Genomic DNA, 24,920 nt, shown 5'->3' with positions numbered 1-24,920 from the left:
TTGATTGTTGTGTTTTTGGGCAAATAAAGCAAGGACGAAGCGCCTACCTAGATAGTGCTTCGTCCTTGCTTTATTTTGCCCTTAGGTTATGGAACTTTAAAATAAGTGCATTCTCCAAAAATACTATTAAATCTTGGGTAACTGCCTAATTCCACAAACTTTACATCTTCAGCAATATCCCTTGCCCTTCCATATTCATTGGCCGAAAGCAATGCTAACTTTGCACCGGTACCTGCTGCATTGCCGATCATCTTAATCTTACTTTCCAGCTCAGGAGGAATTAATCCTATGACACAAGCACTATGTGGGTTTAAGTAGTTTCCAAAGGCCCCAGCCAAAAGTACTTCTTGAATATCTTGAACCACAATCCCATAGGCATCCAGTAAAACTCTAACCCCGGCAGCCATAGCCCCCTTGGCCATCTGAAGTTCTCGGATATCACTCTGGGTAATCATAATGGGTCTGCCATGCCCTGTTTCATTCTCCTTAGCCAGCAGAAAGGCCACTTGTCCCTCATACTCAATAAGGTTTTCCTTAAATCTTTGAGCCACAGGATTTGTTAATTGGTCGGGCGCTAAGATTTTACCTCTCTTATTTAGGATACCAAGTTCTACTAATCCGGCAACGGTATCCAGTAAAGCGGAGCCGCACACTCCCAAAGGTTTGCCGCCTCCTATGACAGAATACTCAAGCCTGTCTCGATAATAAACATGATCCATCGCCCCTACAGCGCCCCTCATCCCACTACTAATCTGGGCACCCTCAAAGGCAGGGCCAGCTGCAGCTGAACAGGCAACTATCTTTTCTCTTGAGCCAAGGGCAATTTCGCCATTAGTCCCGATATCAATAACAAGCTTAATATCTTTACTCTGATCCAACTCAGTGCTCAATAACACAGCTACCGTGTCAGCCCCCACAAAACCAGCAATATTCGGCAGCACAAAAACCTTTCCTGCCTGATTAATGTCAATTTTAAGGTCTGAAGCATCTAAGACCAAAGGCTCACTGAGTGCAGGAACATAGGGAGATACTGCAATGCTCTGAGGATTTATGCCTAAAAAGATATGATGCATACAAGTATTTGCTGCTATAGAGATTCCATAGATTTGCTCTCTTGCTATAGAGGTCTTCTGGATTGCCTCGGCAATAAGTTTATTAATAGCTTCAATCACCGCGTTGTGCAGTTTGTTTAAGCCACTTTCTTCATGGCTTGCAAAGGTAAGGCGGGAAATAACATCGGCCCCAAAAGCCGTCTGTGGATTAAGGGCCGAAACTACATTCAACTCTTCCCCAGAAGACAGATCGAGGAGATAGCCCACAATAGTAGTGGTTCCGATATCAAAGGCCATACCCAGCAATGTATTCCTGGAATCCAGCGGTTCGATCCCAACTACTTCACTTCCATACATAACCGCAGTGACACAGTTATCCGCCTCTCTAAGCACATCTGGCATCTTCCTGAAAATTGAAACCTCCGACTCCAATTCTCGCTCCTTGTAGCCCTGTTTTATTAAACTATCCTTTATGCGATGCCAATCAGAACTGTGAGCCTCACGGGAGGGTTTTTCAATTTCAAGATACAGTTTTTGCAGGTGGGGAGCAATTTGGAAAGACCTTGCCTCAGATGTTATTAGGATATTGTGTTTAAGTTGATTTTTGTTTGGAAGTTCAACTAGCAAATCATTGACTACAGTGGTTAAACAGGCTAAGCGAATACCTTCATCTAATTCTTGAGCTTGAATTATCTCTTGTTCTCTAGGAATCGGTGCGGCCAATCCCTTAGAAATTCTGACACGGCATTTCCCGCATGTTCCTCTGCCGCCGCAGGGAAAATCGAACTCCAAACCTGCATCATTCATGGCCTCTTTTAGCGTTTTGCCTTCCGGCACTTCCAGCAGCACATCACCTGGTTGAAAAACAACTGTGTGATAGTTCACGATGTTCCGCCCCCTATATCTTCAACATCTGACCAAGAGACTTAAATTAATCACTGCTACCCTGTAATTTTATATAATCTCCCCTGTAACTAGTAAAGCCTATCCCAATAGGTTTATTCTCATTGTTGTAAAGTTTCAGTTTAACTACCAATAAAGCCAGATCATCATAGATATTGAGAAATCTTTTAATATCTTCATTAGGTATCTCTGCACTAATACTTATCTTCTTCTTTATTGCGAAAATAGGCAAAGAATTTGCCACCATTTCCTGGAATGTAGCCTGCTCAATCTCTTTTTCAACAATAGGCATCCCTTTGTTATACAGCAGATATTTAACATCGTATGCTACTGGGCTTCCATCAGTATAGAACAACCTGCGAATCATAATAACATGCTTATTTCTTGTAATCTGCAACTCATCTGCTAATTTTTCATCGGGCATGATAATCGTTACTTCCAACAATTTTGCCTTATCTACACTATTAATTGGGTTATTCATCTCATCATAATATAACGTATATTTGTTAACTTCTGGTTTTTGGACATAACTTCCTTTACCCGGAACAGAATAAATATATCCCTCACTCGATAAAATAGCTAACCCTTTTCTGACCGTCATTCTGCTAACACCATATTCTTTACAAAGCGCGGCTTCAGGAGGAACGGTGTCACCGGGCTTCAATTCTGCACTGTTAACTTTCTTTTTAATATCTTCGACAATTTTTATATAAACTGGATCACCCATTACCTTCTACTCCTTGCCCGTGGCCAAGATTCATCCATTCCCTACACAATTTGGCGCCTACTGAAGCATCTGTAGCAAATCCATCAGCACCTATGAACCTGAAAGAATTTTCCGTAAGATGATTAGCACCAATAATGATCTTAACTTTATCTCTAAGCTGTACTTCCGTCAAAGCCTTTACGACTTCTCGCATTTCATCTACGGTACTCGTTAAAACACCACTAAGGGCCAAGATATCCGGACTATGCTTTTGGACATTTTTAATAAAGACTTCTCTCGCTACATCTACCCCCAGATCAATTACATCAAAGCCATTGGCCTCTAACATATACCTGAAAATATCTTTTCCAATATCGTGGATATCTCCTTTGACAGTTCCAATAACTACTTTTCCAATTTTTTTATGATTAGTTCTATGGAAATAATCTGTTATTTCCTTTAGCCCTAGTACTTGTCTAAAAATCATCCCTGCCATGATTAGATCGGCAATAAAATAGTCCTTAGAGTCGTAAAGTATCCCTACCCTCTTCATTCCTTCATTCATTACATCAATGAGGCTTAGAGGATCAATCCCTGCATTTAAGGCTTCTCTAGCCAATTCCAGGGACTTTTCTTCGTCTAATTGTTCCACATAGTTGACTAGTGATTCCTTTATCTCTGTAAAGTCATTCATCTTTTTCCTCCCCAAACCATTTTAGGGTTTTGCAAGAATTATTCTTATATATACAGGTATAAACAAAAGGAATATTTTAAATTTATATTATAATCAAAAATTTATTTTGTCAAACGTTCTATTCTTATTTTAGTTATAACTGTCCAATACTAAAGTTCTCTTTTAACGCTATTGCCGCTTAACCCCATTCTGTCTAATTAGCAGAAGAAACAGTAAATCCTCCAGAAACTCGATTCTGGAGGATTTTGAATTTTTGTTCATACTGACATACCCCCGGACTACCCTTTTTACCAGTGCCTTGACAATCTCAACCTTATAGCCTAATTAGAGATTCACCTCATAAAATAAGACTCATCAATGCTTCCGTAGGCAGGAATGTTAATAAACTCCCGGTCAGGCCAAGGCCCATTGACTAGCCTTTTAATATATGTCAAATCCCCTTGGATGATTTGATGATCCAATTTTAGTAATTCTCCGATCCCTTTGGAGATCTTCAGATAGTTTTCTTCATTTGCAAGTCCTGTCCGAATAAATAATACCCGCTTATAACCATTATACATCATGTCATAAATTCGAGCGGCCTTTTGGGCCCCATACTTTTGAACAGTACGTTTATACTCTCCTAAAACAGAGCCTTCGCTGTTTGTCCAACCGCAGGACATATACAAGGTTCCTACCTCTTCTCGGTGATGTTTATCAAAGCTTTCCTGTGAGCCAAGCAGCAGGGGAATGCAGTCGTGAACCCTGGGGATGGTCAGCTTAAAATCACCCGCCCGTAAATTCTTTGTTGCATTGCCGCACAGACCAAAGGCCAGGATAACATGAGAATAACCCCTTAACCCATCCAAAATGCCCTGCAATTCCTGACCTAATTTATCCGGATAATTATGCTTTCCTTGGGGAAGAAACTCAAAATCAATATCCCGACCTGAGGCAATTTCAAGTAGTTCTTCTTTTATAACCTCACAGGCTATTATTTTTAGACTCATAACACTATCTCCTTCTGACTCGTACTTCTGCTAGGCAATTGAATGACACGTAAGATGACTCCTAATATGTTCCGCCGAGTAATATTTTAACTGCTTCGTAGAACAACCATAGCATCTGCAGCCTTAGCCCCCATTTGAGCAGGATATACTATTAAGGGATTAATATCCAACTCTTCAACTTGATCCTTCAGTTCCGTTACCATGGCAGATACCTTCATAATTACATCCACAAGCGCATCTAAATCGGCGGGCGGCTTTCCTCTTACTCCCTTGAGCAGCCCGAAACCCTTTATTTCCTCTATCATATCCCGGGCATCTCCTGGACTGAGTGGTGCTACACGGAAGGAAACGTCCTTTAACACTTCTACATAAATTCCGCCCAAGCCAAACATAATTGTTGGGCCAAATACTTTGTCCCTGGTAACCCCAATTATTACTTCTATACCCTCCGACAACATTTCCTGTACTAACACCCCGTTAATCCTGGCATCCGGCTTATGTTTTTTTGCATTTTGCAGTACAAGCTTGTACGCCCTTCTTACTTCTTCTTCCGAGGACAGATTAAGCATTAAAGCATTGGCTTCGGTTTTGTGAGGAATATCCGGTGAATCCACCTTGAGAACTACAGGATATCCTATCTGCCCAGCCATGAAAGCAGCTTCATCCTCATTTTGGGCCAAGCTTTCCTTGGTAACCGGAATGCCGAAACTGGCTAGGAGGTTCTTAGATATCCCTTCGCTTAAAACACCTGCTAAGCCATTTAACTCAACTTTGCTTCTTTCCCCTTGATTTATAACAGGTATTTGATATTCTCTATTTTTCCGTTTACGCAGAAACTCGGCATAATCTGCCATCTGAGCGAGTGCACGAACTGTCAAGGTTGGATTAAAGAACACAGGCAACCCGGCCCTACGCAGTTCTCTGACCCCTTCGCCTTCGTCAGTACCGGGGTAAACCCAGGGATTAAGGACTATGGTCTTACTGGTAGAGTTATAAATATCAATAATTCCTCGGGCAATTTCAACTCCGTATGGTTCATATAATTCAAAGTTTGCAAAAATAATATCTATGTTATCATCCTCAAGTAAAGCATTTAAGCAGGTCAATAGTATATGGGGATGAGTCATGAACTTGCCTGTCATATCGATGGGGTTCTGGGCAGATGCGAAGAAAGGAAGAACCTCTTTCATCTTTGCCATAGTGCTTTCTTTAAGCATGGGAAGAGTTAAACCCAGCCCCTCGCACGCATCGGCTAGAGTAATTCCGATACCACCGGAAATGCTCACTATGGCAACGTTTTTTCCCTGAGGTAATCGGCCTGCTGAAGTAAATGGGGCAAAAGCAATCATCTCTTCGTACCCATCAATTCTGATGATCCCTGTTTGTTTAAAAAAACCGTCATAGATCTGGTCGACCCCTGCCAGAGACCCGGTATGTGAGGAGGCAGCCTTTGCTCCAACCTTACTTCGCCCCACTTTCATAATCATTATGGGTTTTTCAAGTTTCGCTGCTTCCTCAGCCACTCTGCGTAATTTCGCCCCATCTCTCGCACCCTCAAGATATCCTCCTACCAGCTTGGTGGCGCTATCATGAATCATATATCCTAAAAAATCAGCAAATTCCGTGTCCGCTTCATTGCCCACACTAACGAAATAATTAAATCCAATACCGTTGGCAAGTGCCTGAGCATAGATCAAAACACCATAAGCGCCGCTTTGGGTAACAAAACCTACAGATTTCGAAGCTACGTCTGGAATATCTACAATATGAGCAAAAGAAGCCATAACTCCGTTAATGGTATTAATCAACCCGACGCTATTAGGTCCGCATAGTCGAATACCGGACTCCTTAGCCAACGCTGTGATTTTGTCCTGAAGTATACGCCCCTCTAAACCGGTTTCTGCAAATCCCGAACTGAAAATGACTGCTGTGCAAATACCTTTGGCAATGCACTGTTCCAAAGCGGTATAGACTCCTTGAGCAGGTATTGAGATTATTACCAAATCCACTTTACCAGGTATATCTGCCAAAGAAGGGTAACATTTGTGGCCAAATATTTCTTTGTATTTTGGGTTAACAGGATAAATCTTACCTTTATATCCTCTGTTTATCAGCGAAACATGGGGTTTTGAGCTAGGTTTAGTTGTATCACTTGAAGCTCCGAGAATAGCTATTGATTCAGGTTCAAAAAATTGTTTTAAAGAATTGAAAGCGTTAAACATGGGTCTCACCTCATTCATACTTAATCAATTTCTTTTATTAATAACTCCATGGAAGTCCCCAGCTTCTATGGAAATTATATGAAACTCTAGCTAATTAGATTGTTCTTCAAAGACAAGATAATCAAAACAAGTTTTCTTAATGATTTGTTCCACATTTTTGCTTGTATTCCTTCAACTTTAGCTGAATATTCTAAAATAAAAGAAAAAGGCCGGATCGTTTGCCTAGGTTATTCGAGAAATCGGGATCTATGAGCGAGTATAAAATACTAAAATATACCAATAATAGAGATATGCTTATACTATAATTTTAAGGGGGAAACTTTAATGAATTGGTTGTCAAAAACTGCTTTAATACTTGTGATTATCGGAGCTATAAACTGGTTGTTAGTCGGCGTCTTTCAATGGGACCTTGTCACTACTCTTTTTGGCGGAGATACACTAAGGTCCTCATCTGGATTAAGTAGAATTATTTATACACTAGTAGGTATAGCAGGGGTTTACTCTATCTCTTTCCTTTTTGAAAATAATAAAGTTAGGTGAGATCGTAATCTTGATCATTTTCACAACTTAATTTTCATTAATTAATAAACGAGGGGCCGATGCTCTACGAACTCTGTTCGTAGAGCATCAGCCCCTTTGTTATTGAATTAACAATTCCCAATTAAGGCATAGACTTAACAGCCAAAACGTGGATTCTTTCCTTTTGTCCCAAGGACTTTAAGATTCCGGATATTTTGGCTAGGGTCTTGCCAAGTATTTTCTCAGATATGCGATAGATATAATCTTTCGAAAATCAAATCCTTTCCATTTTGTCTCAAAATATAACCAAAATTCCCTAAATACTTCCACACAATCCTACAATAAATTTGTTTTATTGTTCATTCCTTTCCAATACCACTTGTCTCTATTATTGTACAAAATAAATATCGACATAAAGAACTCTATAGCTTATGATGTCTTTAAAGTAATTCTAAAGAAAGGCTTGGTAATATGGGACACAACATCCTCATTGTCGACGACAATATTTATTTTTCACGTTTACTAGCAAGTCAGCTTACCCGCCTAGGCTATGTCGTTCGAGTCATGGCCAATCATGAAGAATTACTAAATTTACTGAGCTCTGACCACTATGATTTACTTATCATGGAACTTCTGTTAAACGGACAAGATGGCCTCAGCCTCTTACGGTCAATTCGTTGTTCACCTTACTCCTACTTGCCAATATTAGTCGTATCTCACCGATCTGGTTATGTTGATCAGCTTCGTGTAGCAGAATTTGATGCCCATTTTCTTAGTAAACCTGTTGATTTAACCCAGCTTTTTAAAACTGTTCTCATAATGCTCAAAAAGGAATCCCCTGTAGGTATTAGCTTATGATAATTCCCATACTTACCCTTATTGTATTGTGCGTTTTTGTCTTAACTGGCTTGATCTTTCTATCTATACTTAGGCTGCGATTCAAGTTCAAAAAGGATAACTATCATCGCAAGCAAGCATTTGCCAAAATGGAAACCTTCCTCTTATCACTTTTTGCCGAGGAGATCCTTCCCTACCAATGGGCAGTGCGCATTCCTGCTCATGAACTCGGTTATCTGCAGGAGTTTTTACTTCCCTATCTAGAATCCTTAAAGGGTGAATCATTTGAGAAACTTGTGGCAGTTGCTCACTACTCTGGCCTAGTAAAGCGGCTTTTACAAGAGGCAAATTCCGCAAAGGATTGGGAACAAGCCCAAGCTATCTACTTTCTAGGGTTGATTCGTGAACCACAAGTTCTTCCTCTGCTCCAGACTGGGCTCGATTCAGATAATATGTTTTGGTTTTATCCCTCAGTTATTGCTTTAGCGCGTAATGATCTACAGAATTTACCTAGAGTTTTAGAGGCTTTAAGAAACCGCTCAGACTGGACTGAACACTTGGGTGTTAGCATTTTTGCAGAAATGGGAGAAGAAGTCTGCCCAGCACTTCTAACAGCATTATCCAAAGGAGAGACCTCACCGAAAATTGAACGTTTGGCCTTAGCTGTGCTGGCACATTTTGGCTACCAAGGGGCAGAAGCCATTTTAAAAGAGTATATTCTTTATTCCAAGGACCATGAACTTCAGATTCGAGCACTAAGGGCTTGGAATCAATTGAAGCTAACTTTTTTTGAAGGAATTGCTTCTGCTATGAAGAACCCAGACTGGGAAATTAGGGCAGCTGCCGTCACAGCTTTGAGCTCAAGCGGGGCAGTTGACCAAGCACTTCTTGCACGACCCTTACTTAGGGACAGTAATTGGTGGGTACGCTTACGTGCCGCCCAAACCATGCTTAACCTTTCTCCACGTGAAGAACTGCATATTATGCTAGACAATCCACTAGAGGACAGATACGCCAAAGATATGTTGCGCTACATTCTCACAAGAGAGGGAGGGGCAACTTGTGTTATTCCAACTATTCACGTTCTATAATTGGACAGTACTAATTTATTTCTTTGTTTTGAATGGCATTTATTTGTTCTTAACTATAAGAGCTTTCCTGGAAATTCAGAGATATGTCCATCACCTTCGCAGTGTTAATCTTAAGAGAATCTTCGAATTAGGCTTTTATAAGCCCCTAACAGTAATTGCTCCTGCCTATAACGAATCTGCCACGATTGTCTCTAGTGTTCATTCGTTACTAAATTTACAGTATCCGGAGTTTGAAATTCTTGTAATCAATGATGGATCAACCGATCAAACATTGGAAGTCCTTAAACAAGAGTTTCGACTAGTGCCTTCTAATCGGGTTTATCAAGTAAAACTTAAAACTCAACCAGTCCATGCCGTTTACGGATCACTGTTATTTCCTCAGCTCCATGTTGTCGATAAACAAAACGGCGGAAAGGCCGATGCCCTAAACGCTGGGGTAAACTTTTCCCAATACCCTTTGCTTTGCTCTATCGATGCTGACTCAGTGATTGAAACTGATGGTCTTTTAAGGGCGACACGCCCCTTCTTGGAAGATAAATTAGTCATTGCTACAGGTGGAACCGTCCGCATAGCCAATGGTTGCAAAGTGACAAATGGCCGTGTCACAGAGGTCGCTTTATCCAAAAACCCTTGGGTTCGCTTTCAGGTGGTCGAATATCTGCGTGCTTTCTTGTTTGGGCGGATGGGCTGGAACAACTTAAACGCAATTATGGTAATTAGTGGAGCGTTTGGTATTTTCCTCAAATCGGCAGTTTTGACTGTCGGAGGGTATCGCAAGGATTGCATCGGTGAAGACATGGAATTAGTGGTTCGCATGCATCGCCATTATCGTTTAAACAAGATTCCTTATCGAGTAGTCTTCGTCCCCGATCCGGTTTGCTGGACCGAGGCTCCCGAAGAACATCAAGTGTTATGCAAACAACGTAAACGGTGGCAAAAGGGGCTTTATGACAGTCTTAAAGCCAACAAACCCTTGTTTTTTAACCCCCGCGCCGGAGTGGTGGGACTGCTTGCTTATCCATTCTTTTTCTTCTTCGAATTATTAGGCCCCGTCGTTGAGATATTGGGTTATGGTGTTTTTGTCTTTAGTTTATTTATGGGTTGGGTTAACTGGCCTTTTGCGCTATTATTTTTAAGCATGGCCATACTCCTTGGTGTATTACTATCTGCTTCATCCCTGTTACTTGAAGAGTTATCATTCCGACGTTACCCAAAGACAGGTGATATATTAATACTATTTCTTTATGGAATACTTGAGAATTTTGGCTACCGTCAATTACTAGCATGGTGGCGCTTAATTGCCCTGTTGGAATACGTTATTGGAAAAAGATCCTGGGGAGAAATGAACAGAAAGGGTTTTTCCACCAGCGGTTAACTTAAGAAGTGGCTGTTTGAAATAAGGAGAGTGAAGCGTGAAAAAAACTATTGGAATACTATCTATTTTTTTCTTAATGTCCACATTACTTATTGGCTGTACCCCAAAGTCTAAAGACACTACTACTAGTCAGAATTCGACTCAAACTACGACTTCTTATACTGAAAATGGTCTTTCTTATTCGGCCAAGGTAGATTCAAAGTCATTCTTTCTGTACAAAGATGAACAATGGCAAAAGGAGTTTATCAAAGGAGTAAACATGGGTGCCAGCGTTCCTGGCAAATTCCCCGGTGAAATGGCGATAACTAAGGAAGAATATTTGCGATGGTTTAATTATATCGGAGAAATGAATTCTAACACCATCCGTGTCTATACCATTCTAAGCCCCGAATTTTATGAGGCCTTTTACAAATACAATCAAACTGCTACAAATAAGCTTTACTTAATTCAAGGTTTATGGATGAATGAAGAGGACGTACAAACCTATCAAGACGCCTATGCTCCTCAAATACTCGATACATTTAAAGATGACATTGAGAAAATTATCGGAGTACTTCATGGAGACCAAACGATAGCCCCACAACCTGGACACGCCAGTGGAACCTATACCAAAGATGTTTCTTCGTATGTTCTCGGCTTTATTCTGGGGATAGAGATCGATGCTAATTTTATTAACCAAACAAATGCGAAAAACCCCACAAAGACTACCTTTAAGGGACAATATCTTTACACCCAAGCAGGTGCCTCTCCCTTTGAAGCTTTCCAAGCGGAAGTTGGGGATTATGCAATTAGTTATGAAACATCGACTTTCAAAATGCAACGACCATTATCCTTTGCTAATTGGGTAACCACAGATATGTTAGTTCATACAAACGAACCTCTCATGGAAGAAGATTCAGCAACTGTTAATCCCAGTCATATCAAAGCAACCCAAGATTTTAAACCCGGATTGTTCGCGTCATACCACATTTATCCCTATTATCCTGACTTTATGAACTATCAAGAAGACTATATTAACTACAAAAGCAAAGATGGTAAAGTAAATACCTATAATGCCTATCTGGCAGATTTAATTAAAGAACATGATATGCCGGTACTCGTCGCGGAGTTTGGAGTACCTGCTTCCCGTGGAATGGCCCATCTCAGCAAAATGGGGTTTAACCAGGGAATGCTTAGTGAGCAGGATCAAGGCACCATGAATGCCCAGATGCTCCAAGATATTTATGAAGAAGGTTATGCAGGTGCGCTTATCTTCTCCTGGCAAGATGAGTGGTTCAAACGCTGCTGGAACACTATGGATTTCGATCTTCCCGATCGACGGCCCTTTTGGTCTAATCCGCAAACCAGCGAACAAGAATTTGGGTTAATGGCCTTTGACCCGGGAAATAAGACCTCTGTCTCCTATGTTGACGGGGTTGTCTCAGAATGGGAAAATACAGAACCCCTTGTCAGTGACCCTAACTTTTCTATCTATGTGAAATCTGACGAAAAATACCTGTATTTGAGAATTGCAGCTCAAACCTATGATTTTGAAAAGGATACAATCTTAATCCCAATAGATTCTATTTCTAATCAGGGAAACAGTACCTATCCTAAGTACAACGTAACGTTTGAGAGGCCCTCCGAGTTTGTCATTATTCTCAACGGGAAGGAAAATTCAAGAGTTTTGGTCGACAGTTACTACGATTCGTTTTACTATTTATACGCTAAACGTGTCAAGCTAATTGAGGCCAACCCTGCGTATGAAGCAAGAAATTCCGGGATTTTCAATCCTGAATATCTAACTTTAAACAAAGAACTATATTTACCCGTAGATAAACAAAAACTCCCCTTCAGTAAATATGAAACTGGAAAATTGCTGTATGGTAACGGAAATCCTCTAAGCAAATACTACAACTCTTTGGCCGATTTCTTCGTCCAAGATAATAATTTAGAAATCCGAATCCCTTGGGCGCTGTTAAACGTAACCGACCCTTCTACCGCAATGGTGATGGACGATTTATATAAAGCGGGAATTCAATCAATTAAGACAAACGGGTTTTACATCGGAGGAATCTTACTCAAGGATAATCACGTAGTAGAATCAACGACGATGAACTTATTTTCTTGGCAAGAATGGGATACTCCCACGTTTCACGAACGCTTAAAACCCTCGTATTTTATCATTCAAGATGCCTTTGCGAAAATTAAGTAGCCTAAACTATATAGGAAAGAGGACAAACAGGCGGCAATCAGCCTATAAATCTGATTGCCGCCTGTTGCGCTCATCAACTCAATCATCTCAGAATCTGTTCTGCACAAAGCAATCCGTCCACTGCAGCTGATATGATCCCTCCAGCGTATCCTGCTCCTTCCCCACAGGGATAGAGGCCTTTGATACCAATCGCCTCTAGGCTGTCCCCTCTGGTAATACGCACCGGGGAAGAACTGCGGGTCTCGGCTCCCGTCAGCAGTGCATCCGGATAGGCAAAGCCGGGCATCCAAAGATCCATCTCTAAGATTGCTTGCCGCAGCGAATCAGTGATAAAGTCCGGTAAAAAGGAATCCAGCTCCGCAAACTCCGTTCCGGGCAAATAGGTAGGCAGGACATCCCCAAAAGCTGTTGTTTTACGCTTTTGCAGAAAATCTTCCAACCTTTGGACTGGTGCTTTATATCCTCCGCCACCCGCTTCAAAGGCCGCTGTCTCTATTCTGCGCTGAAAAGCGCAACCGGCAAGCGGATCATCGTTGTCTAAGTCATTCTTCCCGATAGTCACCAAGAGCGCTGTATTGGCATTTCTACCGTCTCGCGCGAATACGCTCATTCCGTTCGTAGTCAGTCGGTTTTCCTCTGACGTTGCCGCAACAACTGTTCCTCCCGGGCACATGCAGAAAGTATAAACCCCTCTTCCGTTTGGCAGATGCACGACCATTTTGTAATCAGCTGCGCCCAGTTGAGGGTGCCCGGCGAAGCCGCCGTACTGAATCTTGTCGATCATCGCTTGGGGGTGCTCAATACGCACTCCCAGCGCAAAAGGCTTTTGTTCCATATAGACGCCGCTATCCAGCAAACTCTTAAATGTATCCCGGGCGCTATGTCCAATGGCCAGCACAACATTATCTGTAGAAACTTCGGATTTCTGACCCTTTTCGTCAAAGCGTACCCCCGTCACCTGTCCGTCTTGGATCAATACCTCTGTTACAGTTGCATTAAAGCGAACCTCGCCCCCAAGACTTATCACATGCTCTCTAAGGCGCTTAACTGTTTCATTCAATCGGTCGGTGCCGATATGCGGCTTACTTAAATACACAATTTCCGGGGGGGCACCGGCCTGCACAAACTCATTGAGCACTTTCATCTTACGAGAATTCTTCTGCCCGATTTTCAGCTTGCCGTCCGAAAAGGCACCTGCGCCTCCCTCACCAAACTGTACATTTGTTTGAGTATCAAGAATTCCTGTCCGCCAAAAGTTTGACACTTTTCTCTTGCGGCTATCGACATCGAGTCCCCGCTCCAGTAGAATCGGTCGAGCCCCTGCTTGGGCCAGAATCAAGGCTGCAAACATCCCTGCAGGGCCACAGCCGATAACCACAGGCCGCTCTTTCAGTTTTTTGTTCTTTGGTAATGTATAAATCTGCTCTATTTCTTTAGAGATATCTTTGTGCTTGTTTCTTGAAATGACTTCATTTTCGTCTCCAGAAACGCGTACAACCACCGTCATATTAAAATGGATATCCTGTTTGTTACCTGCATTTACCGTGCGCTTTAGAATACTGAGGTGCTCTATTCGACTATCCTCTATATGTAGCCTTTTGGCCACAATGGCCTTCAGCATTTTTAAATTATAGGTAAGCGCTACTATTAAGTCAGTAATTTTGATCATTGTTTTCTCCAATAAATGAATTTGTTAGAACAGCCTATTATAAAAGAAAAGAAACGCAAGAGCAATATTCATCTTTAGATACCCTTACAGACACATCTTCTATAAAGCGAAATTGGGCTCGGAAGAGGATTCCCGTGCTCTAATATCCGGCAGAGTAGCAGCAAGCACTATTCCCAGGATTGGAAGCAAACTGATATTCAACTAACAACAGCCGAACATGTTCAAAAATAGTTCGGAATAGAATCAATTGAACAATTTAGAAGTTCATTCCAGTTGACATCGTTGCAATATACCATGCAAACACTTTTTTCATATCTTTGAAATTTTGATGGCAATATCTTAAAATTGAATTTTATATAGAATTCAGGATTTATATCTGAGAATAAGAAAAAGAAGCAGTCTTCTTTTTCTTTTTGTATGCAGTTTTTTAACAATTTGGTTGCATAGCCTTTGCCGGCGTGAATTTTTGGTGTCAATACAGACCCAATACCAAATGCTTTTCTTCCAGCAATATCCTTAAGTTTTAATAGTATCAGTGAGCTGACAATTTCGTTATCGACGTCTAGGACATATCTTGTGCCATACACATCTTCCTTGGCATTATCGCAACAATATTGTTCAAACGTCCTGTTTTTGCTCCACTCTTTGAAACCTTCACTGAAGATATAATTTATCTCTTGGGGCAGCGCCTGTCTAAAAATCATCTTAACAGTCTCCTTTTTGTGTCATTTAAATACTTTTAGTCACATATGTTCGGAATTTCTGTAAATATCAAATGTTGTTTGGTTAATATCCGTCAAGGTAATTCCGATTCAAAGATTACTTTATCAGAAGCATCATACCCTATAAGTTTTTCGAAATAATTATTACCATTCTTTTCAGTCCAAAGAATTAAAAACATCCTGTCGTAAAACTTTGTTTGGGTCAGAACCTGACCATTGCTTAGCGTAAGTTCTATCCTTTTAACTCGATCATCATTGATAATGCCGTAAGCAACGCAATGTTCATATGACGCCGACCAGGAAAAAGCAACAGCTTTAGTCTTATCGTTTTCTGTACCATTCGAACCGCCACCAGATCTCCAAAAGAAACCGAGGGTTCTTTCTACACTATTGCAAGAAAACCATTTGTCATATTTGGCAAGAATGTATTTCCCTTCGTCAAAATCTTCAACATGAACTACCTCTGATGGTCCATAATGTAAACTTCGTTCAGAATGCTCGTGAGCGGATAAAGGAGTCAAATAAAGCGCTGTTTGTGTTATAAATAACAAACATAATCCTAAAAAAATCACCAGGTTTCTAACAATTTTCTTGGATCTACTCATTCTTAATTCCTCCCTTTAACGGGATTTCGACTCTGTATTTTCGATTGTATTGGTCATAATCTATAATTAAAGTCTCCGCTTCATTGGAAAAATTCTCAACCGTTCTTCTACGAATTGGCCTTATTCCTTCGCCTCCTCCGCCCGATCCTGCAAAATACTTGTTTCCTAAGTTGTCGGAAATGATCCCGATACTTCCTAGACTCCACCGAGCCCCCCAGAACCGGGCCTCATAATAATCATAAATAATATTCAGATTCCCATTTCGTTCGTATATAACATTCCGAAAGTTGATAACTCTATCATCCAATTGAACCGTTTTATTCACCGCGATGTTATACACAATATTAGCTTTAGCAATATCCTTGAGGGGATTATTATCAAATAAGGACATGGCAATCGGTAATCCCACAAAGAAAAGATCGACTATGATCAATAGTACTACCGCTAATCGCGTGATCATCCAAAGCCAACCAACGAGGGGACTATGCTGCTTGTTAAGTTCAAGACCGATTTCCTTAGCATCTCCCATATCGGTGATAGCTAACTGTTCAGCGTCTTCTCCCTGACCCGCTTTAGTGTAATCCTCTATTTTGTCTAAGAGGTGGCTTTCTAGTTCAGTTTTTATAGCATATCTATCAAAGGAAAATTTAACATAGGATAAGATATCCTCAATATACTTCTCCCCCTTAGGCGAAAGCATGGGCGTCACCGCCTATTACTTTATTGACTGCCATCGAATAGATTTGCCATTGTTTCTTTTCCTCAACAAGCTGCTTTTTTCCTTGATTTGTAATTTGATAATATTTACGCTCTTTGCCTGCGTCCCCTTTGGCCATATATGATCTGACATAGCCGTTATTTTCAAGTTTATGTAAAACAGGGTAAAGTGTCCCTTCCTTAAATTGAAAGGTACTGTCAGAACGGTGTTCAAGCTCTTTGATTATCTCATACCCATACCTATCACTTTCTGCCAGTAACGACAATAATAACAAAAGCGTGCTTCCTCCGAGCAGACCTTTATCAATTTTCACATTAACCCTCCTTAATATTAATACCTTGATCTTCTAGGTATAATATACATAGATAATCAAGGTATTTCAAGACTTTATTTAGATAAGAAAAATTTAACCTGCAATTCCTAAATAACTCTGAAACTTAAGTTGATACATCCTTAAATTTAACCCTGAGTGAGATAAGGTAGGCCAGACAGTGAGACTAACTGCCGTTTATCCCTGAACCTCTTTGTACGTAGTTTAACAGCGAAGCACGGAATTCTTTATGAATGATGAATTGTATATTATAGACAAGAGTGAACAAGCTCAGCTTGTCGAACTGTTTAAGGGAGGGACACTATTCCCATAGCAGCTTTTAGATAGGCTTCCCTGACCCGGGCGTAATTCTTTGCTCTGACCGGCACTGTACCTAATGGATTATCCACAGGAATTCCCCCTCTCAAAATTTGACCACTACAGAGAACGTGTAGCGGGGACGGTCCTTTTAACACTATTTCTTGTGTTAAAAGGACCGTCCCCGCTACACGCGCCGCTACACGTTTTGTGATTCAGTTAACAGTTCAAAGGTGATTTATAGCACTAAAAAAAGGGCTGACTAGTCACAGCTTAATCCCTCTTCATAAAGTATCATAAATTCATAAGTCACATAACAAAAGGAGATTAAAACACAATGTCATTAAAAGATCTTTTCACATTTGGTGGTAAATCCCCAAACGTTACAGCCTCTGCAAAAGAAATCAATCAAATGTTTTGTTATCAATGTGAACAAACCCCTAGTGGCGGGTGCACTAAATTCGGAGTCTGCGGTAAGAACCCGGATATCGCCAGCCTGCAAGACACCATAATCTTTGGTTTAAAAGGGGTAGCGGCCTACGCCACACATGCACGGCAACTGGGTTATAGCGACCCGGAAGTCGAGAAAATAACTCATGAAGCGTTGTATTCAACCTTAACCAACTCAAATTTTAATCTTGCCGAAACAATTGGCATGGCCCTTAAAGTTGGAACGGCAACCGTCAAGATTATGGATGTCTTAGACCAAGCTCATACAGCTTTACTGGGAACACCAACACCAGTGACCGTTTCCGAAGACAAAATTGAGGGGCATTGTATTGTAGTCACCGGGCATAACCTGTTTGCCCTAGAACAGCTTCTAAAACAAAGCGAGGGCAAAGGCGTTAATATTTATACCCACTCTGAAATGTTGCCGGCACATGGTTATCCCCATCTTAAAAAATATGAGCATTTGAAGGGTAATATCGGTAAATCTTGGTTTGATCAGCGGCAGCTCTTTGAATCTTTTCCCGGAGCAATCCTTGGCACAACCAACTGCGTAATGCCGATTAAAGGAAGTTATAGCAATCGATTCTGGTCCTACGATGTGGCAGGTTTGGAGGGAGTCGAAAAAATCGCCAATGACGATTTTACTCCAATCATTGAAAAGGCTCTGTCTTTGCCTAAAGCAGATGTCAAATCAAATAAGACTTTGCTGACGGGATTTCACCATACCACAGTTTTAGGTATTGCCCCACAAATTATTGAAGCCGTAAAAGCTGGGAAAATCAAGCGCTTCTTTGTTATTGCCGGCTGTGATGCACCAGGAAAAGGTGGCGACTATTATCGTGAATTAGCTCTCTCCCTTCCTCAAGACTGTGTCATATTAACAACTTCCTGCGGTAAGTTCCGTTTTAATGACCATGATTTTGGTACGATTGATGGAATTCCCCGTTATATCGATTTAGGTCAATGCAATAATTCTGGTTCAGCCGTAAAAATTGCTTTAGCTTTAGCAGATGCCTTTGGCTGCGGTGTCAACGACCTTCCACTAACTATTGTTCTCTCCTGGTTTGAACAAAAAGCCGTGGCCATTCTATTGGGACTCTTTAGCTTAGGTGTAAAGAACATCTACGTTGGGCCAAAAGCTCCGGAATTCATTACTCCTGGTGTATTGAGTGTCCTCCAAGATAACTTCAATCTTCAATTGACCGGAAATGTGAAGACTGACCTTCCCAATATGTTAGCAGGTAAATAGGATAATCTATAAGTAATAAAGCGTGGTCAAGGGTGACAATCCTTGACCACGCTTTTTTTTAAGTCGTCAGACCTCGAGAAGTCCATAGAATACTTTTATATCTACCATGCCATTACTCTATGGACTTTTGTTCCCATAAATGTTAGGCTATACTTGTGAATATCTTTACAAGTAGTACATTTTTATTATCTCTCGCTACATTTGTAACCTTTGTAATATCAAAACGCAATTATGTAAATCCAACCTGATTGGAGGTTTTGAAATGAATATTGCATTTTTCCTTTTACCCAAAAAAGATGTTATTCACTTAAACATAAATTCAACCATGCGCCAGGCATTAGAGCGAATGAAATATCATCGGTATACCTCTGTACCTATCATCGACGATGATGGTAAATATGTGGGAGTTTTAACAGAAGGTGATCTCCTTTGGAAAATGAAAAATTCACCTGAGCTAACCTTTATGAATACCCAAAAGATTCCCCTCAAAGACATAGAACGGCATTCGTTTAACATTCCGGTTAACGTAGATGCCCAAATGGAAGATCTCTTCTCTTACGCCACGGAACAAAATTTTGTCTCTGTTGTCGACGATAACGGAATATTTATTGGTATTGTCCGTCGCAGCGAAATTATTAAGTATTGTTTAAACCTTCTAAATTCCTCCCACTACTTTCCCACCCCTAAAATGAAGGATCGTAATTCTGAACGGTCATTATCTCTTACTTAGTGGTACTCTTTTAACGAAAAAGCAAATACCAGGCTTCCTGAATTTCAGAAGGCCTGGTATTTGCTTTTTGGGATGACTATTCACACTATGCAAGATAGTTCTTTGATAAGGTTTGTGATATTTAGTGTATTTTTGGATCTAGGCCGGAATTTGGTTCGTAATAAAAGCTTTACTTAAATTTATTAATAGCCTGTTGCAATTCATAAGCTAAAGTAGAAAGACCTTGACTTGCATTGGCAATTTCGATCATTGATGCTGTTTGCTCTTCAGAAGCTGCCGATACTTGCTGTGTACTGGCGGCATTCTCTTCGGCAATTTGATCTAATTTCTTTACTATGTTAATAAGTTGATTCTCTTTCTTCTTCATACTTTGACCAGATACATTTAGGTTTCCAATAATTTCTTTGGTCTGTTCTACGGCTTGGGCTATTCCTTCAAAGCGCTCACTGGTAATCTTAACACTGCTTTCTTGCTTCTCAGCAATGACTGAACTTTTGCCAATGATTTCTACGGCACTTTGTGAATTCGACTGTAACTCATCGATTACGGAATTAATTTCGCTGGTCAAGTTGCTTGATTGTTCCGCCAGCTTTCGAATTTCTTCTGCCACAACGGAAAATCCTCTTCCGGCTTCACCAGCCCGGGCTGCTTCAATAGCCGCGTTTAGAGCTAACAAATTGGTTTGATCTGCAACATTTTGAATTTGTTTACTTGCAGAATAAATTTTCTCAGCGCTTACATTCGTTTTGATAATTCCTTCTTCTATCCGATCAGTATATTGTTCTCTTTCTCGTGTGCGCTCTATTAGTTCGGTTATAGCGATTATACCTTCGTTTTTCATTCTTTCAACTGTTTCAGCTGAATTATTTAGGTCATTCAAATATTGTTGATCCAGTTCAATAATCTTACCTAACTCCGTAATCTCATTGACGCCATTATCTGTCTCTAAGGCCTGGGTGGTTGCACTGGAGGCAATTTGTTCGATTGTCTTAGAAATCTCTTCAACAGCTTTGGCAGACTCTTGTGATATGACTGTTAGTCCTTTAGAAGTTTCCGTAACCTGGTTTGTTGTTTGCAACAACCGATTCAAGATCTGTTTTTGATTGACATTTGTCGCTTTGATTGCTTGTCCGAGAATACCAAACTCATCGTTTCTATTGATCAAACACGTGACGATTGTTTCGGTTAGTGTATTTTGGAACCTATTTTTATACAATACGACATCTGTTTGTATTTCTTCAATCTCATTCAAGACAATGTCTGTGGGAATAACCCCCAGGAACTTACCCTTAAAAATAATTGGCATAACAACACTGGCCATTAAAATCTTTTTACCTTTAATATTTTCCTCATAAGGCTCAGTTATTGTGATTTTGCGGGTTTTCTTTGGCCCTGTGTACCATGGCTGATTATAGATATCCCCAAGACTAATGACCTTAACGCCTTCATCCTCATCACGGTAAACATAGGCCGTAAAAGTACCTTTATCATAGTAATCGATATTTTGGAAACTGCTGTCTCTCTGGTCAAAAGCATTGGGTTCCCAAAAAGAACTTAAAGCCATGAATTCAGGATTTTCCCTTAGCAATTTCTTCTGAATATTGATAATCATTTCACGGTCTAAATTATTACTTTGCAGAATTGCTGTTATTTGGTCGTTTAACTGCTCAACCAGTTTTACGCCCTTTTCTAAAACCATATAATCCCCTAGAGATCCCCGTTTTAGATATTCGATAGAGTAATCTAATAGCTCGAAGGTTTTTCTGATATGTAATAGACAAATAGTCATGAAGCCGCCGATACTAACTAAAAGCAACGGAAAAATAAAATTGCTATTCCTAAACATGACCCCTAAGGAAAGCATAACCCCTGAAAATACGATAAGTACAAGATAACGTTTCAACCAATTACTCAAAAAACTCCCCCCTCTTAATCTTCCCTATATTAAAAAAGAGCTCTTCATTTAACCCTGGTAACCAGGGTTGAATGAAGAGCCCTATTGCTCACTATTCCTTTTTAGATTTAAAAAAATGAATATCTTCGTTACTATGTAAATTCTTTCGACATGTTTTACAAAATTCCTTCAAATGTTTAAAATAAGCTAGATTGAAACGAAAAGAGGCTTTAACTGGTCAAAAACGCAATAATATCGGAAGCCTACTTCCCGAAGAGCTTGAAATCCCTCCTCCATTGTATGCATACTTGTTGTATGATGAGAATCTGTCCCTAAGGTGATGATTTCTCCCCCTAACTCCTTGTAGAGGCGAAGGACTCGGAAATCCAAATCAATCAGGGGATTTCGCAGATTCAGTTCTATTCCCTTTCCTCCGGCGATTAAGTCCTGCAGTATAGCCTGTATTTCTTCGTCGTAATAACTCCAATCGATATCCGACGGATTAACCTTAAGCAGTAAGAAGAAACGTTTAATGAGCGTTATATGACCTAATACAGAAAAACCGAAGCTGGGAATGGACTCATGAATAACCTTGAAGTAGTCACTGAAGGCAACCTTTAGTTCTTTTCCTCTAAAAAAGTCTCCATTAAATAAATCTAAACCCTCCGCCCTGTGCAAGGACCCAATCACAAAATCGAAGTCCTTGTCTCCTAAGTACTCCTGAATCTGATGTTGAGAGTATTTATCAAAACCTACTTCTAAACCAACCTTTAGAGATAGTTGTTTTCCATAACGCTCCCTTGCTCTAAACACAGCTTGTCGGTATTTGGTATAGTCGATTCTTATGTCCTCAGCTATTTCAAAGTGATCTGTGAAACAAAGTTCCTCAAGACCTAAACTAATGGCTATCTCACAGGCTTGATCCATGGTAAGTGTAGAGTCCGGAGAGAAATCAGAATGTATATGATAATCTGCTTTTTTCACGGCATGTCCTCCATTATTATATTCCTGAACTAAGAATGATTAGTATTGACTTTACCCTTAACTGGAAGGTTTATACTTATACTGTCGACAAAAAAGGAGGAGGAAATGTGTACACAATCGGACAGTTTTCTAAAATTGGAAAGGTCTCAACCAAAACCCTTCGATATTATGATCAAATTGAACTATACAATCGAAGACCTGCCTCTGAAAAGGGTAAATTTTCAGAGGCAGGTCATTTTCTGCATACGAGACAGACTTCTGCTAGGCAGCGGGATTCGGCTCAACAACAGCTTCCCGTGCTCTAATATCCGGCAGAGTAACAGCCAGGATAATTCCTAGAATTGGCAGGAGACTGATTATGTTTATAGTTAAGGGCAGACCAAAGTGGTCAGCGATTCCTCCAAGTAAGGTAACCCCAATTGAACCCATACCGACTCCAAAACCAAGCAACATACCGGAAGCAAGTCCAATATTATTAGGCAGCAACCTTTGTCCGAACACCACAGTCGTGGAAAAAGTCGAAATCAGTGCTGCTCCGACAATAAAAGCCAGAACAGGAATCAATGTGCTGTTTAAATGCAAAAAGGGATAGATTGCAATTAGGCTAACAATCATAGAAACCAGCAGCCCGTTTTTTCCTCCAAAACGGTCAGCAAAAGGCCCGCCCAAAATCGTGCCTACTGCCCCTGCAATTAAAAATATACTGACTATATATTCGGGATCAGAAATTCCTCTAAAACTTGGAAAGTAAAATGGAATGAAATAAACCAGACCGGATTGTATCCATGATCTTATGGTTACATACAACAGCAATAAGATTAAGCTTCCGGTTCTAACCTTGCTTTTTACTGTTTGTTTTGTAGCCTTTTTCTGTTTGTGGCTTTTTTCTGCCAAGATGGCCTTATATTTAGGCAGTAAAAACACGAAGAGCAACGCGGCCAAAGCCCCGGGGATCATAACACCTTGAATCGACTTCAGTCCGGCAAAACTCAAGACAAACACGGCCAGCATAGGACCAAGACCAAAGCCGAGATTACCTCCCACAGAGAAAATTGCCATTGATGATCCCGCTTTGCTGTCCTCGCTGAGAAAATGGGCTAACTTCGATCCTTCCGGATGATAGCCCGCTACCCCAATACCGCTTAATAGCACCGCCAACAACAATAGTCCGTATGAATGAACCATACCTGTCATGGCCAAACCAAAACCTGAAAGGAAAAGACTCACAGGCATTAACCAGGGCATGCTGTATCGGTCGCTAAGTACTCCGAAAATCGGCTGGATAATAGCTGAACTAAAGGTAAACGCAAGGGCGATTATACCAACTTGAAAATAGCTGAGATCAAAACTTTTCGCTAACACAGGTGTTAAAATCGGCAGGATCCCCTGACCTAAATCCACAACGAGATGACCAATGCTCAAAAAAATCAAATACAAATTGCTCAAATTACTGCGCCTCTTTCTCAGATTGAAAAAACTATTCTATGGGATAATTTCGACCAATCTTAGAATACTCCTAATCAACCCCTTCGTCTAGATTAAAAGTCAAGCTTCTTCTCCACAAGAGTTGTGATTAATTCTCATATTATCTGTACTAAATTACTCCGTTACTTAGTCAAGGAACCTATGAATCTATAATTCAGAGAAGAGCTGAATAATTTACCAATATTGGCGTAAAGCTATAAATAATTCATGATCTATCTGCTTTATCCTTTAAAGTTTCGATGTATTCGCCCCCCCAAATTGCCAATTCAACCAATACTTTTTTAAACTTTATCCCGATATCACTTAAAGAGTATTCGACCTTTGGTGGGACTTGGGGATAAATCTTTCTTTCAATTAATCCGTTCTCCTCCAAAGCGCGTAACTGTTTAGTCAGCGTTGACTGGGTTAAATCAGGCAACTGCCGCTGCAATTCTCCAAAGCGCATGGTCTTTTTTCCGAGATGGTAGAGAATCATTATTGACCACTTACCAGATAGAACCTTCTGTGCTGTCATATAAGGGCATTTCCCAAATAAATCTTTCTCCGCTTCCATAGTCCCTCCTAATAGTATCTTTTTAGATACTATGTATGATAAATAATCGTACTTGTTATTTCAAGACTTTTATTATAAATTTGTTGTATAAACTTGAAAGGAGATTTCTTTAATGCAAGAAGTTTTTGATTTCTTAAAGAACTGCCAGACCTATTACTTAGCTACAGTTGATGGGGATCAACCACGAGTTCGTCCCTTCGGAACTGTCAATATTTTTGAGGGCAAGCTTTATATTCAAACTGGTAAGGTAAAGGACGTTTCCAAGCAAATGACTGCAAATCCCAAAATAGAAATCTGCGCTTTTAATGGGCAAGAGTGGATTCGTATCCAGGCCGTTGCTGTAGAGGATGACCGTATTGAAGCAAAGGAAAGTATGCTGGAAAGCTATCCTTCACTTCAGTCTCGGTATTCCGCAACAGATCCCAACACCCAGGTGTTGTATCTAAAGGATGCAGTAGCTACGATAGCTACCTTTGTCGGTGAACCAAAAATAATTAAGTTCTAAGTTGCCATTAAACGCCACTTAAACTTTACAAGCCACCGTTTACTGTGAACGGTGGCTTGTTGTTATTCCTCTTATGCTCTTAAGTAGACACTTTTACAAACCCAACTAAACTTCCAAGTACCACACACATCATCAAAATAGGCACT

The 24,920-nt window shown here is 40.5% G+C and carries 22 protein-coding genes and 1 pseudogene; 9 read left to right on the top strand and 14 right to left on the bottom strand.

Features of this window, described 5'->3' with window-relative positions:
* Positions 1-86 precede the first annotated feature (86 nt).
* The 5 genes from DP73_RS04125 to DP73_RS04105 form a co-directional block, all read right to left on the bottom strand.
* Positions 87-1,937, bottom strand: a complete 1,851-nt coding sequence (locus tag DP73_RS04125; protein ID WP_034597685.1) for an ASKHA domain-containing protein — start codon at positions 1,935-1,937, stop codon at positions 87-89.
* Between the two features lie 46 nt (positions 1,938-1,983).
* Complete coding sequence (locus tag DP73_RS04120; protein ID WP_034597684.1) at positions 1,984-2,682, bottom strand: GntR family transcriptional regulator; 699 nt, start codon at positions 2,680-2,682, stop codon at positions 1,984-1,986.
* Complete coding sequence (locus DP73_RS04115) at positions 2,675-3,355, bottom strand: cobalamin-dependent protein (RefSeq protein WP_034597682.1); 681 nt, start codon at positions 3,353-3,355, stop codon at positions 2,675-2,677. The genes DP73_RS04120 and DP73_RS04115 overlap by 8 nt, the downstream gene beginning before the upstream one ends.
* A gap of 332 nt (positions 3,356-3,687) precedes the next feature.
* Positions 3,688-4,344, bottom strand: coding sequence for a DUF1638 domain-containing protein (locus tag DP73_RS04110; protein ID WP_034597680.1), 657 nt, complete (start codon positions 4,342-4,344; stop codon positions 3,688-3,690).
* 86 nt (positions 4,345-4,430) lie between these two features.
* The gene (locus DP73_RS04105; RefSeq protein ID WP_052090387.1) at positions 4,431-6,566 is read right to left on the bottom strand and encodes an acetate--CoA ligase family protein; all 2,136 of its coding nucleotides are present in this window, start codon (positions 6,564-6,566) and stop codon (positions 4,431-4,433) included.
* A 324-nt stretch (positions 6,567-6,890) separates the two neighbouring features.
* On the opposite strand from DP73_RS04105, the gene DP73_RS04100 reads away from it, so the two are divergent.
* From DP73_RS04100 to DP73_RS04080, 5 genes are all read left to right on the top strand, one after another.
* On the top strand, positions 6,891-7,106 hold the full coding sequence (locus tag DP73_RS04100; RefSeq protein ID WP_034597677.1) for a DUF378 domain-containing protein: 216 nt from the start codon (positions 6,891-6,893) through the stop codon (positions 7,104-7,106).
* A 450-nt stretch (positions 7,107-7,556) separates the two neighbouring features.
* Complete coding sequence (locus DP73_RS04095) at positions 7,557-7,943, top strand: response regulator (RefSeq protein ID WP_034597675.1); 387 nt, start codon at positions 7,557-7,559, stop codon at positions 7,941-7,943.
* Positions 7,940-9,013: a HEAT repeat domain-containing protein gene (locus tag DP73_RS04090; RefSeq protein WP_034597673.1), complete on the top strand. Its 1,074-nt coding sequence runs from the start codon at positions 7,940-7,942 to the stop codon at positions 9,011-9,013. The genes DP73_RS04095 and DP73_RS04090 overlap by 4 nt, the downstream gene beginning before the upstream one ends.
* Positions 8,985-10,388 carry a glycosyltransferase gene (locus tag DP73_RS04085; protein ID WP_034597671.1) on the top strand — a complete coding sequence of 468 codons (1,404 nt, stop codon included), beginning with the start codon at positions 8,985-8,987 and terminating at the stop codon, positions 10,386-10,388. Before DP73_RS04090 ends, DP73_RS04085 begins: the two co-directional genes overlap by 29 nt.
* 37 nt (positions 10,389-10,425) lie before the next feature.
* A complete protein-coding gene (locus DP73_RS04080) occupies positions 10,426-12,582 on the top strand; it encodes a hypothetical protein (protein WP_034597670.1) in 2,157 nt (718 codons plus the stop codon).
* Between the two features lie 82 nt (positions 12,583-12,664).
* Here DP73_RS04080 and DP73_RS04075 read toward each other — a convergent pair whose 3' ends face one another.
* From DP73_RS04075 to DP73_RS04055, 5 genes are all read right to left on the bottom strand, one after another.
* Positions 12,665-14,251 (bottom strand): FAD-dependent protein, encoded by a 1,587-nt coding sequence (locus DP73_RS04075; protein ID WP_034597668.1) that lies wholly within the window; start codon positions 14,249-14,251, stop codon positions 12,665-12,667.
* A gap of 221 nt (positions 14,252-14,472) precedes the next feature.
* Positions 14,473-14,955, bottom strand: a complete 483-nt coding sequence (locus DP73_RS04070; RefSeq protein WP_034597666.1) for a GNAT family N-acetyltransferase — start codon at positions 14,953-14,955, stop codon at positions 14,473-14,475.
* Positions 14,956-15,047: 92 nt separating this feature from the next.
* Positions 15,048-15,578 (bottom strand): hypothetical protein, encoded by a 531-nt coding sequence (locus DP73_RS04065; RefSeq protein WP_034597665.1) that lies wholly within the window; start codon positions 15,576-15,578, stop codon positions 15,048-15,050.
* On the bottom strand, positions 15,571-16,278 hold the full coding sequence (locus DP73_RS04060) for a permease prefix domain 1-containing protein (protein ID WP_034597663.1): 708 nt from the start codon (positions 16,276-16,278) through the stop codon (positions 15,571-15,573). The genes DP73_RS04065 and DP73_RS04060 overlap by 8 nt, the downstream gene beginning before the upstream one ends.
* Positions 16,265-16,609 carry a PadR family transcriptional regulator gene (locus DP73_RS04055; protein ID WP_034597661.1) on the bottom strand — a complete coding sequence of 115 codons (345 nt, stop codon included), beginning with the start codon at positions 16,607-16,609 and terminating at the stop codon, positions 16,265-16,267. The genes DP73_RS04060 and DP73_RS04055 overlap by 14 nt, the downstream gene beginning before the upstream one ends.
* Positions 16,610-17,336: 727 nt before the next feature.
* On the opposite strand from DP73_RS04055, the gene hcp reads away from it, so the two are divergent.
* Positions 17,337-18,623 carry a hydroxylamine reductase gene (gene hcp, locus DP73_RS04050; protein ID WP_034597745.1) on the top strand — a complete coding sequence of 429 codons (1,287 nt, stop codon included), beginning with the start codon at positions 17,337-17,339 and terminating at the stop codon, positions 18,621-18,623.
* Positions 18,624-18,885: 262 nt separating this feature from the next.
* On the top strand, positions 18,886-19,353 hold the full coding sequence (locus DP73_RS04045) for a CBS domain-containing protein (RefSeq protein ID WP_034597659.1): 468 nt from the start codon (positions 18,886-18,888) through the stop codon (positions 19,351-19,353).
* 169 nt (positions 19,354-19,522) lie between these two features.
* Here the strand turns inward: DP73_RS04045 and DP73_RS04040 are convergent, their stop codons facing one another.
* Both DP73_RS04040 and DP73_RS04035 read right to left on the bottom strand, forming a co-directional pair.
* Complete coding sequence (locus DP73_RS04040) at positions 19,523-21,268, bottom strand: methyl-accepting chemotaxis protein (protein WP_034597657.1); 1,746 nt, start codon at positions 21,266-21,268, stop codon at positions 19,523-19,525.
* Between the two features lie 186 nt (positions 21,269-21,454).
* Positions 21,455-22,231, bottom strand: a complete 777-nt coding sequence (locus DP73_RS04035) for a histidinol-phosphatase HisJ family protein (RefSeq protein WP_034597656.1) — start codon at positions 22,229-22,231, stop codon at positions 21,455-21,457.
* A gap of 107 nt (positions 22,232-22,338) precedes the next feature.
* Between DP73_RS04035 and DP73_RS24300 the strand changes: the two are divergent.
* Positions 22,339-22,416, top strand: a pseudogene (locus DP73_RS24300) (MerR family DNA-binding transcriptional regulator); the annotation flags it as partial.
* A 76-nt stretch (positions 22,417-22,492) separates the two neighbouring features.
* On the opposite strand, the gene DP73_RS04030 reads toward DP73_RS24300, so the two are convergent.
* Entirely contained in the window at positions 22,493-23,677 is a 1,185-nt protein-coding gene (locus tag DP73_RS04030; protein ID WP_034597654.1) for an MFS transporter, read from the bottom strand.
* Positions 23,678-23,921: 244 nt separating this feature from the next.
* On the bottom strand, positions 23,922-24,269 hold the full coding sequence (locus DP73_RS04025) for a helix-turn-helix domain-containing protein (protein ID WP_034597652.1): 348 nt from the start codon (positions 24,267-24,269) through the stop codon (positions 23,922-23,924).
* Between the two features lie 112 nt (positions 24,270-24,381).
* On the opposite strand from DP73_RS04025, the gene DP73_RS04020 reads away from it, so the two are divergent.
* Positions 24,382-24,774, top strand: a complete 393-nt coding sequence (locus DP73_RS04020; protein ID WP_034597650.1) for a pyridoxamine 5'-phosphate oxidase family protein — start codon at positions 24,382-24,384, stop codon at positions 24,772-24,774.
* Positions 24,775-24,920: the final 146 nt, after the last annotated feature.

The sequence above is a fragment of the Desulfosporosinus sp. HMP52 genome (assembly GCF_000765145.1).
Taxonomy (GTDB): domain Bacteria; phylum Bacillota; class Desulfitobacteriia; order Desulfitobacteriales; family Desulfitobacteriaceae; genus Desulfosporosinus.
Note: the sequence above shows the minus strand (reverse complement) of the source record. Positions and strands in the feature narration are given on the sequence as shown.